The organism is Bartonella silvatica (assembly GCF_040545155.1).
Classification (GTDB): domain Bacteria; phylum Pseudomonadota; class Alphaproteobacteria; order Rhizobiales; family Rhizobiaceae; genus Bartonella; species Bartonella silvatica.
This window is the reverse complement of record NZ_JBEPLI010000007.1, coordinates 41,728-60,102: the sequence shown is the minus strand read 5'-3', so window position 1 is coordinate 60,102 and position 18,375 is coordinate 41,728. Positions and strand designations below refer to the sequence as shown.

Below are 18,375 nucleotides of genomic sequence, written 5' to 3'. Positions count from 1 at the left end.
CCGCGCAACCAAGCATATACTCCTAATATGCTATATGTGCTATATTCTCTCTCAAGCCTTTATTTGTAATAAAAATACTGATTAAGGCTTGCTTTTTATCCTCAAAGCTTTTATATTATGTTTCATCGAACTTTCGGTTATGTGACTTTCTTTCCTGTGCAATTCTGCACTTTCAACGAAGCTTCTCCCACCTAATTTCGATCTTAAAACCGCACTGGGGGTTATAGAGCTTCAGTGCACAATATTATTATATTCTAAGGAGTTTCCTATGTCTACAGGAACAGTTAAGTGGTTTAACACAACAAAAGGGTTTGGATTCATTCAACCTAATGATGGAAGTGCAGATGTCTTTGTACATATTTCCGCTGTTGAGCGCTCTGGATTAAACAGTCTCAACGAAGGACAAAAAGTCTCTTATGATGTTCTTCAAGATCGTCGTTCTGGAAAATTTGCTGCTGGAAATCTCGCAGCACTTTAATTTTTTAATATTCTGCTCCATTTCAATGAATAATCCTCGCCTTCACAGGCGAGTTTTTTTATTCTTTGTAAAAAAACACAAAATCTTTTGTAAAAACGTACTCATTTTTTACTTGGCATAATCATCCTCAATACGCTTGCTTTTTCCCTTAAGTCTTTTACAATTTCCCGACCAAAATCTATCCCCCTCTCTTTAAAAAGAAACTCTTAAGCTTTGTGCTAAAATTCCACTGTGCAAAAAGAGAACGAGGCATCATTTTGAAAAATGGCGTAAAAAATTTTATTGGATTGCAAAAAAATGCGTTTGTTGAGTTTGTTGAAAACAATGTCTGATCAGATACTATTCTTTGCAAATATATTTATTATCATTATATTGTACTTTTTTATTTTAACAAAAAAGAATAACAGGAATACGAATAAATAAGTAATATTGACTATTATAAATTCACTCTCATAGTTTCGATAACTTCTTCTCAATCTAATACTTTTATCTTATTCATATATTTTAACATATCAATATTTAATGGATACAACATTCCCTGCTGTCTGAAAAATAAATACATTGATTTATAACAATCATTACTATTTTCAACTTGAGTGGGAGTTACAAACATCATAAAATTTTTTCATTCCAAACCTATTCAGATTCGTCTAAATAGAACTATTCGTTTTTACCTGATAAGCAGAACAAACCTGTGAACAAAAGACGTTTTAAAACGAGTTAAACATTCCTCTTATGAACCGTCTCAATGCAAAAGCTTTTGCAACTAACAAACAGAATGATGGCGCTGGCTTTTAGCTTCATAAACGTCAAAATAGTGGTGCTCAACTTACTATTACTCTATTTACAGACAGCGTCATGAAATAAATTTGAGAGCATTAAGAGATGTTTCTTAACAAAAGTGTGAAGCCATGCATAATCTTTATTATTTAAAAGACATTGCATTAGATATTTTGGAAAATCGGAAAACTGGACTCAAGGGTGAGTGGTAAAACTGGAGAGTGATTTTCACCTTTACATCTTTATATCTCCCCCTAATAAAACTATCTTCTTGTTTCAGAAATCAATCAAACTGATATATGCAATATATTCGCACCCTTTTGGCATACAAAAACTGAAACCGCTTACAAAATACCGAAACGTTTTAACCTTTATTTCAAACACGACGCTATGTTGGGGTTGGATGCTGATTGGCAAGTGACGGAAAAAGCAAACGCTTTACTGGACTATAAATCAATCCATTGAAATGTTCATCGGTAATAAAAACATTCAACAAAGCGATGAGAAAAATCTTCAACCCTGACAAAAATTATAGAAATTTTCCCCCGTAGACTGCACATCCTTTACATATCTCTAATCTTGCTGTAAGACTTGCAGTAAGTTTTCTATTTCTATAAGCGATATATAGCCGGACCTGACCATCTTTATGCAAAAACTTACTGAAAGAGGTGAATTAAGGATATTTTTGCAATTTTCTATCGCATACAAGGTAATCTCTTATAGAATAGTTCTAAATCAATAATCATTTACTTATATCACAATAAGGATTGAAATTATGGCTTTTATCGCCGACAAGCTTGCTCCTGTCAAACCTTCTGCAACAATTGCTGTCTCTCAAAAAGCACGTAACTTGAAAGCGCTAGGTCGTGATGTCATTGCTTTAGGTGCCGGAGAACCAGATTTCGATACACCAGATAATGTTAAAAATGCTGCCATTGAAGCTATTCGACGTGGAGAAACAAAATACACTCCTATATCTGGTATTCCAGAATTGCGTCAAGCAGTTGTGGCAAAATTTAAAAGGGAAAATAACCTCACTTATCAGCCAGAGCAAATTATTGTTGGAACCGGTGGAAAACAAATCCTTTTTAATGCATTGATGGCAACCTTAAATAAAGGAGATGAAGTTATCATTCCATCCCCTTATTGGGTCAGTTATCCAGAAATGGTAACTCTCAACGGTGGAAAACCTATTTTTATAAAAACCAAAGCCGAGTTTTCTTATAAACTTCAACCACAAGAGTTAGAAGCTGCCATTACCCAAAAAACCAAGTGGTTTATTTTTAACTCTCCTTCAAATCCATCGGGAGCTGCTTATACGCATGAGGAGTTAAAAAAGCTAACGGATGTTTTAGTCAAATATTCTCATGTCTATATTCTGAGCGATGATATATATGAACACTTAACATATGAGGATTTTATTTTTGTCACTCCAGCAGAAGTAGAACCAAAGCTTTACGATCGCACCCTCACGATGAACGGTGTTTCTAAAGCTTATGCTATGACAGGTTGGAGGATCGGTTATGCAGGCGGTCCACAAGAGTTAATTAAAGCTATGGATATCATTCAAGGCCAGCAAACATCCGGTGCGAGCTCTATTTCTCAATGGGCAGCTATCGAAGCGCTCAATGGTCCACAAGATTTCATTGCACGAAATAAAAGTATTTTCCAAGCGCGCCGTGACCTTGTCGTTTCCATGTTAAACCAAGCTCCTGGCATCCACTGCCCGACGCCGGAAGGTGCTTTCTATGTTTATCCTTCCTGTGCAGATCTTATCGGAAAAAAGACCCCTGAAGGCAAAATCATTAAAAATGACGAAGACTTTGTCATAGCCCTTCTGGAAACAGAAGCGGTTGCTGTTGTCCATGGATCTGCTTTTGGACTTGGTCCAACCTTTCGTATTTCTTATGCGACATCAGAAAAGTTTCTTGAAGAAGCTTGCTCACGTATTCAACGCTTTTGTAATAATTTACGTTAAAAATTTCAAATACGATCTATCATGAAAGCTTTATTATCAATCGCTTTATACGGAAGTTTATAACTTTTAGATTTAGGTCGTAAATAGATCAAATTCTGTGAAAAATTTATATGTACGAAAATAGATTTTTTATCATGGAATTCTCAAATCAAGTTGTGTTGTTGCTCAAGGAATGAACGAGCACCGTTATATATTTATTAACACATGTTTCTATGATAACTCTATAATCTATAAAAAGCACTTTTTCCTTGTAAAATAATTTTTATATACCTTCCTATTTTTGATGCGCAAGTCAATGATTTTATCTTAATTCAACATAAACAAAAACTTGAAATAAAAAATTACGATATGCAAAATAGTGGGTGCTTCTTATAACTCAGAGTATTTTTCATACGAGTAAAATATATAATTCTTAACTAAAGCTTCTATATTTATAAATGCTCTGTTTCTCAATTAAATCCTTTCTCTCTTGAAAAGATCAGAACTATTCAAAGATTTTCAGCAAAGCTTAATATACTTCAAAAACTGTTCAAGACTCATACAGTTCCTTTAATTTTTTTATTATCTTCCAAGACATTTACATTTTTAGATGCTATTTAAAAAATAAAAAAAAGCCGGACATAAGTCCGGCAAGTCTGGAAAATCTTCAGAGATAAAATCAATCCGAAAGATTTTCGTAAGGGAACACTCAAGAAAATGCAATGGGAGGCAACATAATCAAGAGATAATACTCTATGTCACTTTATAAGAAAAAGCACAATAAAAACTTAAGCGTAACAGCTATGCAATAAATACATAGCTGAAAGAATGGCCACACATTAAAAAGACCAATGACGCGCTTTTAAAAAAATAAAATCTCGAAAAGCTCTAAGCTTTGCCAAATTCTTTAAAGCATAAGGATAACAAAAAAAAGTATCAAAAGAGGGAATATCAACAACTTCAGGAAAAAGACGCACAAGCCGCTCATCATTATTAACAATATAATCAGGTAGAACAGCGATCCCGAGATTGCACATAATGGCATTCTTAATTGAAATGATATTATTGATTCGTAAAACTGGCAGGCGCAAAGACCCATCACTTCTACCAGCCTTTTCCAACCAGTTTAAACCAGCCAAATAAGGTGGTGCAGATTCACCAAATGAAATAATACGGTGTGAATCTAGCTCAGATAATGTTTCTGGTTTACCATAATTTGCAATATAACTCTCAGAGGCATAAACATGCATATGAATTGTAAATAATTTTCTTTGTATAAGATCAGGCTGTTGAGGTTGCTGTAAGCGAACAGCACAGTCTGCTTGACGCATCGTTAAATCAAGTTCTTTATCATCAAACAAGAGTTGAACACGGATATCCGGATAAAGACCAAGAAATTCAGGCATACGCTCCACAAGCCATCCTGCGCCCATTCCAAATGTCGATGTAATACGCAAATCTCCCGTGGGTTTTTCACAGCTTTCACTTAATTGTGAGCGAGCACTTTCAAGCTTCATTAAAACATCATGGGTCGTACGATAAAGAATTTCTTCCTGCTCGGTTAAGATTAATCCACGAGCATGACGCTGAAACAAAGATACCCCAACATCTTGTTCTAAAGCCGAAACCTGTCGAGAAATAGCTGATTGAGATAAATGAAGATTTTGGGCTGCATGTGTAAAAGAGCCAGCCTCTGCCACAGCATGAAAAATTCTTAACTTATCCCAATCCAATGGCGACGTCACAATTTTACCTATAGTTTTTTTTACTGTTTCAATAATTTTTTATGTTCGCATATCTAAAAAGCGTTCTGCTTCCAACGCTGCCATACACCCCCTTCCTGCTGCAGTGACAGCTTGACGGAATATTTCATCTGTTACATCACCTGCAGCAAAAACACCAGAAATGCTTGTTGCTGTTGAATCGGGGGCTGTCCACAGATAGCCGCCTTGCTTTTGTTTCAATTGTCCTTCAAATAAAGAAACGGCAGGATCATGCCCAATAGCAATAAATATTCCCTCCGCATCCACCTTAGTCTCTTGACCCGTTTTAACATTTTTAAGACGTGCCCCAGTAACAACGGCTCCTTTTGAATCCTGAGCTGGTAAACCAACAATTTCTTCTACCACATGGTCCCAAAGAATACGTACATTATCGCAAGCAAGCAATCTATCTTGTAGAATTTTTTCTGCCCGAAAATGATTGCGCCGATGAACTACGCTTACACTCTTTGCCAAATGCGATAAATAAAGAGCTTCTTCAACAGCTGTATTTCCTCCTCCCACAACAATGACATCCTTACCACGATAAAAAAATCCATCACATGTTGCACAAGCAGAAACCCCTCCTCCCATAAAGGTTTGTTCACTTTCCAAGCCAAGCCAGCGCGCTTTTGCTCCCGTTGCAATAATCAAGGCATCACAATGATATTGATTTCCTAAATCTCCATATAAGAGAAAAGGATATTGCCGCAAATCAGCCTTCACAATATGATCATAGATAATTCTTGCATCCATATTTTCAGCTTGTTTTGCCATTTGTTCCATTAACCACGGTCCTTGAATAGGATCAGCAAAACCTGGATAATTTTCAACATCCGTTGTAATTGTTAACTGTCCACCTTGCTGTACCCCCGTAACCAAAACCGGCTTGAGCATCGCTCTTGCCGCATAGATCGCCGCTGTATAACCAGCTGGCCCTGAGCCAAGAATAAGCAAGCGAATATGCAATTGTTCCATAGAATCCCCTTTATTGAAGAATAACTATATATTATAATGAAATACCGCCTATAAAAAACATTTTTCAATAGCCTCAATTATGGTGTATACGTACTGTTTTCCAAAATTGACAAAAAATTTCGATTGTCAAGCCACCAAGTCGTGCTTAATGTAGGCATTCACTTTTATCGTATAAAGAGATAAACGTAAATTCTTATGAGAACAAAACAGTCATAAAATAAATCTGAGGATAGGAAACGGTCATTTTTCAATTTATTATCAATGTCTGTGCACGTTTTGCATTTATCATGGGAGGAGCAATGCTTCTACCAATTTTTGTTGGCTTACACGACAACAACCCTAATTGGGTCGTTTTTCTTTACTCTTGCGCGATAACCACCGTGTTAGCAACATTAATTCTTTTAGCAACAAAGGGGGCTACCTGTCGTTTTTCAGCACGACTTGGCTTTATTCTCACTGTTTGTCTTTGGCTCACAGGGAGCATTGTGGGTGCATTACCCCTTTATCTTTCTCCTCTTCCCATTTCTCTTGCAGCAGCAATCTTTGAAGCTGTCTCTGGAATTACAACAACAGGCTCTACAGTCCTTACTGGTCTTGATAATTTATCACGTAGCCTTTTGTTATGGCGTTCTATCATATGCTGGATTGGAGGCATTGGTTTTATTGGTTTAGCCTTATTGCTTTTGCCTTCACTGCGTGTTGGGGGTGTTCGACTTTTTCATATGGAATCATCAGATAAATCTGAAAAAATACTGCCCCGTATCAATCAAATTGCTAATGGAATTATCATCGCTTATGTTGGGTTAACACTGGCTTGTATGCTTTCCTATTTTGCTTCTGGCATGAGCTTATTTGACGCTATCAACCATGCAATGAGCACAGTAGCAACAGCTGGATTCTCAACCCATGACGCTTCTTTTGGCTATTTTTCTGATAAACCAGCCATTCTTATTATTTCAACGATCTTTATGTTGCTCTCAGCACTACCTTTCGTCCTTTATGTTAAATTAGTCCTTCCTGGCCACTCTAAACGCTTTATTGATCCGCAAGTCATCATTTTCCTTCATATTGTTTTTATCTTCAGCTTTGCTTTAGCCGCATGGTTGCAATTTCATGACCATCGTACTTTCCACTTGGTTTTTCTTGATGTCATTTTTCACCTGACGTCTATCATTAGCACCACTGGTTATAGTGCCGAAGACTATCAACTTTGGGGACCTTTTGCCCTTGGTATTTTTTTCATCGTTTCTTTCACTGGTGGTTGTGCTGGTTCTACCTCTGGTGGCATGAAAATTAATCGCTTAATTATTCTTTGGCGAATTACACAAACAAATCTAGAAAAACTTTTCTCACCCCATGTTGTGGTAAAGGCACGTTACGATCATTCAAATATATCAAGTGATGCTGCTAAAGCCGTTTTGTTCTTTGTATGTCTTTACATGTTCTGTCTCATCATTGGCACTGCATTTTTACTTATGACGGGTCTCGACTTCACTTCTGCCTTTACAGGCGTCTTAACCGCTCTTTCCAATGTGGGTCCAGGTTTTGGGAACATTATTGGCCCTGCTGGAAATTTTTCTACAATCAACGATGGTGCTTTATGGATTTTAAGCTTTTTGATGCTAGCTGGGCGTCTTGAAATTATAACAATATTTGTACTTTTCATTCCTGCTTTTTGGCGTGAATAATTTTGAAACTTAAAAAAAATTCAAATACACAATCATATAAACAATATCAAACGAACATAAAGTGAGATTTTATATCATGTTATTTTAATATACAGCCCCTTTAAAAGAGATGAAAAACAAAAACTTATTATTCAAGAACTCTCACATCAATTAAAGTCAATACTCTGCTTTATCAATGGTCCCCGAAGAGGTTTGTAAGGATAACGCATTCTTTTTACTTCATAGCAAGATTTCTACTGCATTTAGGAATTTTTATCCGCAAAGATTTCCTCATAAACGCTCCCAATTGCGGCAGCCTCCTTTTCTAAAGAAAAGTGGGTACGAACATGATCTAAAGCTTTTTCTCCTGCTTCCATTGTTTTTTTCAAATTAGCCAAATAAGGCTCAATTGCCGTTGTTAAAGCTGAACCATCTCCTGCTTTCACAACCGCTCCTGTTCCCTCCACCACCAATTTTTCATAAGCTCCCGCATCACTCGCCACAACAGCTGTCTGTGATGCCATTGCTTCCAATGGTGTCAAACCAAAACCTTCTGTACGAGAAGGTGCCACATAAAGAGACAAACGACGATACCACAGAGGTGTATCGAGCACTTCACCAAGAAAAATAATACGATCTTCCAAACCCGCTTTAGCAATTTTCTGGCGCAGTTTCTTTTCAAAGTTATAATGTTGTTCTGTCGTGCGACCAGCAATAAGCGCTGTCCACTCAGGATAACGAGGCAATAACTCGATCATTGCATCCACAAAAATATCAGTCCCCTTAAAATAACGCACACGCCCAAAACACCCGACTGCATATTTTCCTGGTAAGCCTGATGCAGAAAAGCGATCATCAAGCGTTTTTGGTGGCGAAAAACGCCTTATATCTACCCCATGCATAATGACCTGATGAGGCACTTCCAGATAAGCTCCTGTATAAACACTGGTAGCAATCACTTTATCCATACGGCGAATCAACCATTTGGTAAAAGGTTTATGATAACGCCGAGATGCTGATGTAAAGACAAGTTTAAGCTTCATTTTCAATACATCACGCAAAAAGATCCCATAAAGCATTTCAATATTGCGCCGTGCGTGCAAAATACGAAACGACCTACCTTTTGGGCTTTTCCAAAGCCCAAAAAGCGACTTAAAAGCAAGAGCTGGCAAATGTGCTGGCAATCCAAACCCAAAAGTAGCTATACGCACCCCCTGCTTTCGCTGCATGGGAATAAGCTGAATAACCGTAGATGTTACGCCTGACAAACGCTTTTTAAAGTGAAGAGCAATAATCTCTATTTCTTCTAAAGATACACGCATAATAACTTAGATATACTGAACCTTAATAATTTCGTAATTATGTGTACCTCCTGGTGCATTCACTTCAATGACATCGCCTTCTTGCTTGCCAATGAGTGCACGTGCAATAGGTGATGAAATAGATATTTTACCGGTCTTCACATCAGCTTCTTGATCACCAACGATCTGGTAAACCTTTTTTTCTTCAGTATCTTCATCTAAAAGATTAATCGTGGCTCCAAATTTAATTTGATCACCTGAAAGACGAGAAACGTTAATCACTTCTGCCCGCGCAATATAATCCTCAAGCTCATTAATACGCCCTTCATTATGGCTTTGTGCCTCTTTCGCAGCGTGATATTCGGCATTTTCTGACAGATCACCATGCGCACGCGCCTCAGAAATTGCTTCAATAATCCGTGGACGCTCCTGTTGTTGACGCCACCGTAACTCTTCTTTAAGACTTTCAAAACCAGCTGTAGTCATCGGAACTTTTTCCATAATCCGTCCCTTTCTGTTACACGGAAGGTTTAATAAAAATACAAAAAACGGCTTCCAAAATTACTTCTGGAATCCGAAAACCATAACCTCTCTTACTATATAGTACGGTATGCTTGTTTTCCATATAAAAAATAAAAAAGAAAGCAAACTATTCACCAATTATATTTAGGTTCTTTAATATTTTAAAACTTAGAAATGCCACGCTTCACTTCTCGTAAACAGGAAGAAACAATTGTCTTTCTTTCTGTTTTATTATAGCTTAGAAGAGGGTTGGTATGAAGAGAAAAAACTCTAAAGGAATCCTTTGCAAAAAAATGAAAAAATTAGTCGTTTTTTTTATGCTTGTTCCTCTCTTTTTACCCATAACAGAGTCCAGAGCCGTGGATGCATTTGTGACAGAAAACCTTAACTTTAGAACAGGACCAGGCACTCAGTACGCGCGTTGTGGTTTAATCCCTGCAGGTAGACTGGTGTTTGTCAAAGCTTGTAAAGGGAACTGGTGCCATGTTCAATATAACACAAAAACAGGCTGGGTATCAGCTCGCTACCTTTCTTTTAAAGATGCCAATGACCTTTATCACATATACACAATATTTTCAGAAAAAAATCACATTAGATGCGATCCTTCTCCGTAACGACGACCGTGAATATTTAGCCCACACTCTATAGCATATTATTATAATAAAATGGTGCCCATGAGAAATCGTAAACATGACTTCCTTCCAAGAAATACTTCAAAGAACTTTCTTGATATTGAAAACTTATCAAATATCGTATGAAGTATTCAACCTGCCTGCAAAAAACAGCTCGGTAACATTTTGCCATCATTGGGATAAAGTTGTAAAATTTAGTCTTTTCTCTAAAGCCAAAAGCTCTTCTATCTTAAAAGGATACAATAATGAAAAACGGTGTCACAGCAACAGTCGAAGCTCTTTCTGCTCTGATTGCTTCTGGTAATCCTCTTTTTAAGAATGGCGAATTATGGACACCCCACCGCCCTATTCGTCCTGAAAAATCGGAAGGTGGAATTCCATTTCAACTCGAAACATCTTTTGAAGCTGCAGGAGATCAACCTCAAGCAATTAAAACCCTGGTTGAAGGCATTAAAAAAGAAGAGCGTACACAAGTGCTTTTAGGTGTTACCGGATCAGGGAAAACTTATACAATGGCTAAAGTCATTGAAAAGACACAGCGTCCTACTCTCATTTTAGCGCCAAATAAAACTTTAGCAGCGCAACTTTACGGAGAGTTTAAGCGTTTTTTTCCCAAAAATGCCGTCGAATATTTTGTTTCTTATTACGACTATTATCAGCCTGAAGCTTATGTTGCACGCTCTGATACTTATATCGAAAAAGAATCCTCTATTAATGAACAAATTGACCGTATGCGCCATGCCGCAACACGCGCTGTACTTGAACGTGATGATGTCGTTATTGTGGCCTCTGTGTCCTGTATCTACGGAATTGGCTCGGTAGAAACCTATACGGCTATGACTTTGCAAATAGACAAGGGCGACAAACTCAATCAACGACAATTCCTAGCGGATTTAGTTTCTCAACACTATTATCGACAAGACATTAATTTTATTCGTGGTTCTTTTCGTGTCCGAGGCGACACAATCGAGATTTTTCCAGCCCACCTCGAAGATCGAGCCTGGCGTATTTCGCTCTTTGGTGATGAAGTGGAAGCAATTATTGAGTTTGATCCTCTTACAGGACAAAAAACAGGTGATCTTCCATCTATTAAAATTTACGCTAATTCACACTATGTCATACCACGTCTAACATTAAATCAAGCAATGAAAGCGATTAAAACGGAACTGGTTCAACGTCTCGATGAATTGAATACAGCTGGGCGCCTTTTAGAAGCACAACGTTTAGAACAGCGTACAATGTTTGATTTGGAAATGCTGGAAACAACGGGCTCATGTATGGGAATCGAAAATTATTCACGCTATTTAACAGGCCGAAAACCCGGTGAACCCCCACCAACCTTGTTCGAATATATTCCCCATAATGCTCTTGTTTTTATCGACGAAAGTCATGTCACTATTCCTCAAATTGGTGGTATGTATCGTGGTGACTTCCGAAGAAAAGCAACCCTCGCAGAATATGGATTTCGTCTGCCCTCTTGTATGGACAATCGTCCCTTACGCTTTGAAGAGTGGGACGCCATGCGTCCGCAAACTATTGCTGTCTCTGCAACCCCTGGACGCTGGGAAATAGAGCAGTCTCATGGTATTTTTGCCGAACAAATTATTCGCCCAACGGGACTTGTTGATCCATCAACAGAAGTGCGCAAAGCCTCCAATCAAGTCGATGATGTCGTAAACGAAATCCGTAAAACAATTCAAAAAGGTTACCGTACCTTAGTCACAGTGCTAACCAAACGTATGGCCGAAGATTTGACAGAATATCTCCATGAACAAGGGATTCGGGTACGCTATATGCATTCTGATATTGATACCTTAGAACGTATTGAAATTCTTCGTGACTTACGGCTTGGCACCTTTGATGTCCTCATCGGTATCAACCTGCTCCGAGAAGGCCTTGATATTCCAGAGTGCGGTTTTGTTGCTATTTTGGATGCTGACAAAGAAGGTTTTTTACGCTCAGAAACCTCGCTCATCCAAACAATCGGACGCGCTGCACGCAACGTAGACGGACGCGTTATACTCTATGCTGATACCATGACTGGCTCTATAGAACGAGCCTTACAAGAAACACAAAGACGTCGAAAAAAGCAGATAGAATATAATGAAAAACATCATATCACACCGACAAGTATCAAAAAAAATATCGACGATATTCTCAAATCAAACGAAGAAAACAACAATAGTCCTCATAATATTCCTGACTTTATCACGCAAAAAAATATGGTTGGCAATAATCTAGCAACCCATATTCAATCCTTGGAAAAGTCAATGCGTGAAGCTGCAGCTGATCTTAATTTTGAAGAAGCGGCACGACTTCGTGATGAAATCAAAAAATTGCAAAAAATAGAACTAACACTTACAGATAATCCTTTAAAACATCATGAGGAACACCCCACCCACGAGCCTATGATGCAATTAAATGTCCTCATCAAATCAGGCCTTAATCAGGAAGAGACACCCCTAAATACCGATATTTCAAAAAATCCAAAGAACAAAAGAAAAGTGCATAAAAATACTCTTAAAAAAAACAGTAAAAAATAATGATACAAAGTTCTCAGAACATTGAAAGCCAATCTTAATTTTCTAAAATCACATAAAACAACCAAGAAACATCATAATTCTATAAAATAGATATCCTGCATTTCATTGATACGTCTATTTGGCAAAAAACATAAAGAAAAAATGATACCAACAAGAGCTTATTATATTGTCTTTTTAGAAAGTCTGTCTCATTCCAATATTTATCAACCATAAAAACTCTATAGCCACCATCCATGTTGAGTAATAATGATACAGTGCATAACCCGATTTTGTATTCGTCAACTTCTTAAAAAGTACTCAAAAAAGGTCGTACTCTTGTCAATCATATATGAAAAAAGAAAACTTCACCATAATAGGGGTAGTCATTTGTTTATAATGATAACCTATCGTTTTACATGTTAAATGAAAGCACAATGCTGCAGAGTTTCCCCCTTTCAAATTTTATTTATGTTAAACTAATCAAAATTATCCTCTTATAGGTTTATAAATGGGATTAGCGTTTAGATAAAAACTTTATAAGACAATAGAGTAGAAATGCCTCTTATGAACCTCTCAATGCCATATTCTTTACAGTACACACGCGCTGGAAAATAAAATGATATTTCTAGCTTTCTCCTTCATCAGCATAAAGATGGTGTTTTTTAATGGGGACATACTCCTCACGTCAAACAGAACGCCATTGATTTATACATTTACGGACTTGTTTTAAAGAAACATCTCTCAAAGCATCCCAAGCCCATTTCACATCAACACCCGTGAAGGATATAACGGTAAATCCACCCAGCACCTCCATCTTTACGCTTATCGAGAAGCAAACCGGCATCATCACACTATTTGCCAACTCGTGGATGTTACGATAGCCATTGCTAAGATAAGTTCATAAGAGCTATTTTTAGTCCTTTCTTATACAAATTTGATCTACAAATTCATCCCACTTATGACGTACAAGGATGTGGTTTTAATTGATTCAAGATAAGCAGGTTTAAAATAAAAGAATTTTACGTTATTCGGAACTCTCATTCAATATGAAAAACGCTAAATTATCTATATAAATAAATAAATTGAGAAAATAATACTATCTACCTATTTCAAAGATTACGCCGGTAAATATACGCAATACACTTACCACCATTTGACATACAAAAGCTGGAACTGCTTATAAAGCACTCTATCATTTTAATGTTCATATCAAACATACTGCTACGTTGCGACTAAATATTGCCTTACACGCAACAGAAAAACATGCGACCTCTTAAATAAACGGCGTTATAAAGTCAAAAACTTATCTGCAATGGATTGAAAAGAAACATTGATTTTTATAAAATACCAAATGGTAAGACTTAACCTATTTGGCTTTATGTCTCATTATTCTTACATGTGTTCGCACGAATCCTCTTCATTATATGCGTAAAGATCACCACTTATGGAAAGATTTAAACAACTCCTCCTGCAAATATGGGGAAAAGTGCAGTGTGACAACAGAATTTCACGTGTTCTTATCATTTAAAGTTCTAAAAATTCTAGAACAAGAGCGCTTGCTGTTTCGTGATGATTTCTTTGCTATCGGCCATAGTCCCATTCGTACAAATTATATGTCACAATAATTACAAAGAAAAATTACAAAAAAGTAGATTTGAAGCTTATTCTCATAGATTTTTCTCTTGTTTCCATAATTGAATCGTAGAGACAAAAAACACTCTCCATGACAGATGCAGCAACCATTTTACAATTATATGCCAAAATAAAATAGAGCGTATCTATCATCGTACTCGCTTCTTAGTATTAACCTATCATAATACAAGTAACATTTCTTTTTTTACTTTTTTATTTTGTGTATTAAAGATCACTGAATAAAGAAACTTAATAATATCATCTCATGTAAATTCTAATAATGACGATAGGGGTTATTAACGATAAAACATTCTTGATAAATTGATCTAAAGAGTGCATATTTTGGAACAATAAGCTCTTTAGGTTATTTTTATTGTATAGTTTTATAATATAACTTTAATAAAGTGAATTTTTATTCTTTTTGTCAAAATAAAGCCTAAAATCATTCAGATTATATTCAGTTTCGTACATGTACAATGCGGAGAATACGAGTTTACTAAGGAGTGTCGCTATGAAAAACTTTACCAAATTAGCGGTATTATCGGCAATATCAACGGCAACTATTTTAGTGCCATTAGATACAACGCTTGCTGATATAACATGGTCTCATGGTGATCATGTTACGAGGGAAATGGAAGAAACAAACAAAAAAATAGATGATATGATGAAGCAAATGCAAAAAAGAGCTGATTTCCATTCTCACAATTTTGGAAACCATTTTCATGATTACCACCACCATCACAATCATCATGTTGACCGTAAAAAGAAGGAGCAAAAACGTCACCATGTTGAACGCAAAACATATCATTATGTTGAGCGCAAAACGGTAACACACCGCCATATACATAAACATCACGTAGATAATCATAACTCAGGAGATGCTTTAGCGGCGGGTATTCTTGGTCTTGCAGCGGGTGCCGTTCTTGGTAATGTCTTGAAGAAACCAGAACAACCGCAAATTATCTATCAAGCGGTACCGCAACAACGAGTGGTATATCAAGAAGTTCCGCAAGTTGTGTATCAACAAATTCCACAAAATCAAGTCATTTATGAAGTTAATTCAACGGCAACATATCAACAACTCCACGAACCATGGACTCGTGGCTGGCTTCAATATTGCAAGAAAAAATACCGTTCATTCAATCCAAAAACAGGTACTTTCAGAGGGTATGACGGTTTAGATCATTTGTGCTACGCTCCATTAAATTAACTATAACACTCTAGAAAAATTTTTAAGGACCGAAAAAACACTTTAAAATGTTTTTTCGGTTATATTTTAAGTTCTTGAAGAAAAGGATTCCATTGGCGTTCATAACCTAAGTGACTTCCAGGACCATGCCCACAAATGAAACGAACATTATCCCCTAAAGGTAAAACTTTTTCTCGAAGAGATTGCATCAATTTTTCATAAGAACAGAAGGGGAAGTCTGTACGTCCAATAGAACCACGAAAGAGAACATCACCCAAGAGGGCTAAGCGCTCTTTTTCATTGAAATAAATAACATGACCAGGGGAATGTCCTGGGGTGTGAAAAACCTTAAATACATGTCCAGAAAAATGAACGCACTCACCATCTTCTAACCATTGATCAGGGATACAGATGCAAGCATCAGTGATACCATAATTTTTTGCGCTTTCGCTCACGGCATCCATCACAGGCTTATCATCGCGATGTGAACCGATAATTTTTACATTAAGCGCTTCTTTCACTTGCATTGCTGCTCCTACATGATCAAAATGACCATGTGTTATCCAAATAGCCTCAACAATAACACCATTCTTTTCGATTACGTCTTGAATCCGCGGCCAATCACCACCAGGATCAACGAGAACCCCCGTTTTACATTCACTATCAAAAAGCAAAGTACAATTTTGTTGGAATGTTGTAACTGGAATAATATATATATTAAGACTACCCATAATATCCTTTTCAAAAATAACTTTTTTAAATTTAAAAATAAAACTTTCTCTCTTTTAAGGTAAAGGTGCTGCTCGACAGCTTTATACAACTTATGTAAACTTGCATTTAGTGTAAGTTAAATTTTAGTGTAAACTAAATTTTTATCAAGGTTTTTTAAGAATGAGCAATCACGTTCAAGCTTTGTGTGACAATGCCCCTCACCTTCTTGTGATTGATGATGACACCCGTATTCGCAGTCTTTTATTTCAATTTCTTCTTAAAAATGGATTTCGTGTTTCCGTCTCAGCAAATGCAGATGAGGCAAGAAGACAACTTGCAAGCTTAGATTTTGATCTTCTTATAGTTGATATCATGATGCCCGGAGAAAATGGTATTGATCTTACCACCTCACTCCGTCAAACTAAAAACGTTCCCATTCTCATGCTCACAGCTCTGTCAGAGATAAACAATCGCATCCACGGCTTAGAAGCAGGTGCTGATGACTATCTTTCTAAACCATTTGACCCTCGTGAACTTCTACTCCGTATCAACGCCATTTTACGACGCGGTTTGCCACTCAACCAACCTAAGATTGAGCAAATCATTTTTGGACCATATATATTTTCCATTGCACGACGCGAACTTAAAAAAAGAGGAGAAGTAATCAAACTAACCGATAAAGAACAAAAAATGATGGTTCTCTTTGCAGAAAACGCAGGTGACATCATTCCACGTCATAAATTTGCAATGGATGATAAAAATATTAGTGAACGTGCTATTGACGTACAGATCAACCGTCTACGCCGTAAGATCGAACAAAACCCAGCGCTCCCCATATGGCTCCAAACTGTGCGAGGAATAGGTTATAAACTTTCAATTGAGTAAGCATAGCATGATCAACGCCTCAAAAAAAATGATCCGATGGTTGACAAAGAAGATGCCTAAACGGCTTTATGCTCGCTCTTTAATCATCATTATTGCTCCCATGGTTCTTTTGCAAACGGTCATTGCTTACGTTTTTATGGAACGCCATTGGCAAATGGTGACTGAGCGTCTTTCCATGGCTGTTGTTCATGATATTTCAGCCATTATCGATATCATTGAAACATATCCCCAAAAAGATAACTATGAAGATATCAAACGTATTGCACAGCAACGTATGGGACTCAATATCTCCATTCTTCCTCCTGCCCCTCTTCCTTCTCCTGGACCGAAACCATTTTTTGCAATTCTTGATTATTTTTTAAGTGAAGAAATTACGCGTCAAATTAATCGCCCCTTCTGGATTGATACGGTTGGAGATTCTGATCTTGTCGAAATCCGCATTCACCTTGGTCACAATATTTTGCGTGTCTTTGCATTGCGTAGCCAAGCTTACGCTTCTAATACTGATATTTTTTTAAGCTGGATGGTTGGAACAGCTCTTGTTTTGTTGCTGATAGCAATTTACTTCCTACGTAATCAAATAAAACCAATTCAACAATTGGCTGAAGCAGCAGAAAGCTTTGGACGTGGTCGTCCTTTACCAAAAGATTTTCAACCACAAGGAGCTGATGAAGTTCGACGCGCTGGCATTGCTTTTCTCCGCATGCGTGAACGTATTGAACGCCAAATCGAACAACGCACCATGATGCTCTCAGGCGTAAGCCATGACTTAAGAACCATTCTCACACGTTTTAAACTTCAGTTAGCATTAGTAGACACTGACTTTGACATTAAGCCATTAGAACAAGATGTCAGCGACATGCAAAATATGTTAGAGGACTATCTTGCTTTCGCCCGCGGTGAAGGAAGTGAGAATGTTAAAATCTTTGATTTAAATACCCTTATGCAAAAATTTTCCGCCGATGCTCATCTTTATAAGCGACAATTCTTCTATAACATTGAAGGTCCCACGAAAATACAAGCCCGCCCCCAAGCTTTTACCCGTCTGGTCAATAATCTTGTATCAAATGCATTTTGTTACGCTCATACTGTCAAACTAACAGCCATATCTCAACAAGACACTCTCATCATGATGATTGACGATGATGGTCCTGGAATTCATAAAAATATGCGCACAGAAGTCTTTAAACCGTTCTTTAGGCTCGATAAAGCACGAAATCAAGATGCGAGAGGAACAGGACTTGGTCTCTCCATTGCCCAAGACATAGCCCGTAGTCATGGAGGAAATATTCAACTCGATGATAGCCCACTAGGGGGCTTGCGTGCCATTATCGATATCCCCCTATGAATAAAATCTCATA

The 18,375-nt window shown here is 37.3% G+C and carries 15 protein-coding genes and 1 pseudogene; 9 read left to right on the top strand and 7 right to left on the bottom strand.

Going from position 1 to position 18,375, the window contains the following annotated elements:
• Positions 1-268 precede the first annotated feature (268 nt).
• Positions 269-478, top strand: coding sequence for a cold-shock protein (locus ABID23_RS04380; RefSeq protein ID WP_354189712.1), 210 nt, complete (start codon positions 269-271; stop codon positions 476-478).
• Positions 479-1,646: 1,168 nt separating this feature from the next.
• On the opposite strand, the gene ABID23_RS04375 is transcribed toward ABID23_RS04380, so the two are convergent.
• Positions 1,647-1,784: a hypothetical protein gene (locus tag ABID23_RS04375; RefSeq protein ID WP_354189710.1), complete on the bottom strand. Its 138-nt coding sequence runs from the start codon at positions 1,782-1,784 to the stop codon at positions 1,647-1,649.
• A 249-nt stretch (positions 1,785-2,033) separates the two neighbouring features.
• Between ABID23_RS04375 and ABID23_RS04370 the strand changes: the two genes are divergently transcribed.
• Positions 2,034-3,236: a pyridoxal phosphate-dependent aminotransferase gene (locus ABID23_RS04370; protein WP_354189708.1), complete on the top strand. Its 1,203-nt coding sequence runs from the start codon at positions 2,034-2,036 to the stop codon at positions 3,234-3,236.
• An 818-nt stretch (positions 3,237-4,054) separates the two neighbouring features.
• Here the strand turns inward: ABID23_RS04370 and ABID23_RS04365 are convergent.
• Positions 4,055-4,960, bottom strand: coding sequence for a LysR family transcriptional regulator (locus ABID23_RS04365; RefSeq protein ID WP_354189706.1), 906 nt, complete (start codon positions 4,958-4,960; stop codon positions 4,055-4,057).
• A 39-nt stretch (positions 4,961-4,999) separates the two neighbouring features.
• Positions 5,000-5,953 carry a thioredoxin-disulfide reductase gene (gene trxB, locus ABID23_RS04360; RefSeq protein ID WP_354189704.1) on the bottom strand — a complete coding sequence of 318 codons (954 nt, stop codon included), beginning with the start codon at positions 5,951-5,953 and terminating at the stop codon, positions 5,000-5,002.
• A gap of 299 nt (positions 5,954-6,252) precedes the next feature.
• Between trxB and ABID23_RS04355 the strand changes: the two genes are divergently transcribed.
• Positions 6,253-7,641, top strand: coding sequence for a TrkH family potassium uptake protein (locus ABID23_RS04355; protein ID WP_354189702.1), 1,389 nt, complete (start codon positions 6,253-6,255; stop codon positions 7,639-7,641).
• Between the two features lie 242 nt (positions 7,642-7,883).
• Here the strand turns inward: ABID23_RS04355 and ABID23_RS04350 are convergent, their stop codons facing one another.
• Positions 7,884-8,942 carry a glycosyltransferase family 4 protein gene (locus tag ABID23_RS04350; RefSeq protein WP_354189699.1) on the bottom strand — a complete coding sequence of 353 codons (1,059 nt, stop codon included), beginning with the start codon at positions 8,940-8,942 and terminating at the stop codon, positions 7,884-7,886.
• Between the two features lie 6 nt (positions 8,943-8,948).
• Positions 8,949-9,422 carry a transcription elongation factor GreA gene (greA, locus tag ABID23_RS04345; protein ID WP_354189697.1) on the bottom strand — a complete coding sequence of 158 codons (474 nt, stop codon included), beginning with the start codon at positions 9,420-9,422 and terminating at the stop codon, positions 8,949-8,951.
• 314 nt (positions 9,423-9,736) lie between these two features.
• Here greA and ABID23_RS04340 point away from each other — a divergent pair, with 314 nt between their 5' ends.
• Both ABID23_RS04340 and uvrB read left to right on the top strand, forming a co-directional pair.
• A complete protein-coding gene (locus tag ABID23_RS04340) occupies positions 9,737-10,057 on the top strand; it encodes an SH3 domain-containing protein (RefSeq protein WP_354189695.1) in 321 nt (106 codons plus the stop codon).
• 263 nt (positions 10,058-10,320) lie between these two features.
• The gene (gene uvrB, locus ABID23_RS04335) at positions 10,321-12,618 is read left to right on the top strand and encodes an excinuclease ABC subunit UvrB (RefSeq protein ID WP_354189693.1); all 2,298 of its coding nucleotides are present in this window, start codon (positions 10,321-10,323) and stop codon (positions 12,616-12,618) included.
• Between the two features lie 667 nt (positions 12,619-13,285).
• On the opposite strand, the pseudogene ABID23_RS04330 reads toward uvrB, so the two are convergent.
• Positions 13,286-13,433, bottom strand: a pseudogene (locus ABID23_RS04330) (integrase); the annotation flags it as partial.
• Positions 13,434-14,090: 657 nt separating this feature from the next.
• On the opposite strand from ABID23_RS04330, the gene ABID23_RS04325 reads away from it, so the two are divergent.
• Together ABID23_RS04325 and ABID23_RS04320 are read left to right on the top strand one after the other, a co-directional pair.
• Positions 14,091-14,222, top strand: a complete 132-nt coding sequence (locus tag ABID23_RS04325) for a hypothetical protein (protein ID WP_354189691.1) — start codon at positions 14,091-14,093, stop codon at positions 14,220-14,222.
• Positions 14,223-14,740: 518 nt separating this feature from the next.
• Positions 14,741-15,439 (top strand): BA14K family protein, encoded by a 699-nt coding sequence (locus ABID23_RS04320; protein WP_354189689.1) that lies wholly within the window; start codon positions 14,741-14,743, stop codon positions 15,437-15,439.
• 59 nt (positions 15,440-15,498) lie between these two features.
• On the opposite strand, the gene ABID23_RS04315 is transcribed toward ABID23_RS04320, so the two are convergent.
• Positions 15,499-16,149: an MBL fold metallo-hydrolase gene (locus ABID23_RS04315; RefSeq protein WP_354189687.1), complete on the bottom strand. Its 651-nt coding sequence runs from the start codon at positions 16,147-16,149 to the stop codon at positions 15,499-15,501.
• Positions 16,150-16,309: 160 nt separating this feature from the next.
• On the opposite strand from ABID23_RS04315, the gene ABID23_RS04310 reads away from it, so the two are divergent.
• Together ABID23_RS04310 and ABID23_RS04305 are read left to right on the top strand one after the other, a co-directional pair.
• The gene (locus ABID23_RS04310; protein ID WP_354189685.1) at positions 16,310-17,014 is read left to right on the top strand and encodes a response regulator; all 705 of its coding nucleotides are present in this window, start codon (positions 16,310-16,312) and stop codon (positions 17,012-17,014) included.
• Between the two features lie 7 nt (positions 17,015-17,021).
• Positions 17,022-18,362 carry an ATP-binding protein gene (locus ABID23_RS04305; RefSeq protein ID WP_354189683.1) on the top strand — a complete coding sequence of 447 codons (1,341 nt, stop codon included), beginning with the start codon at positions 17,022-17,024 and terminating at the stop codon, positions 18,360-18,362.
• Positions 18,363-18,375: the final 13 nt, after the last annotated feature.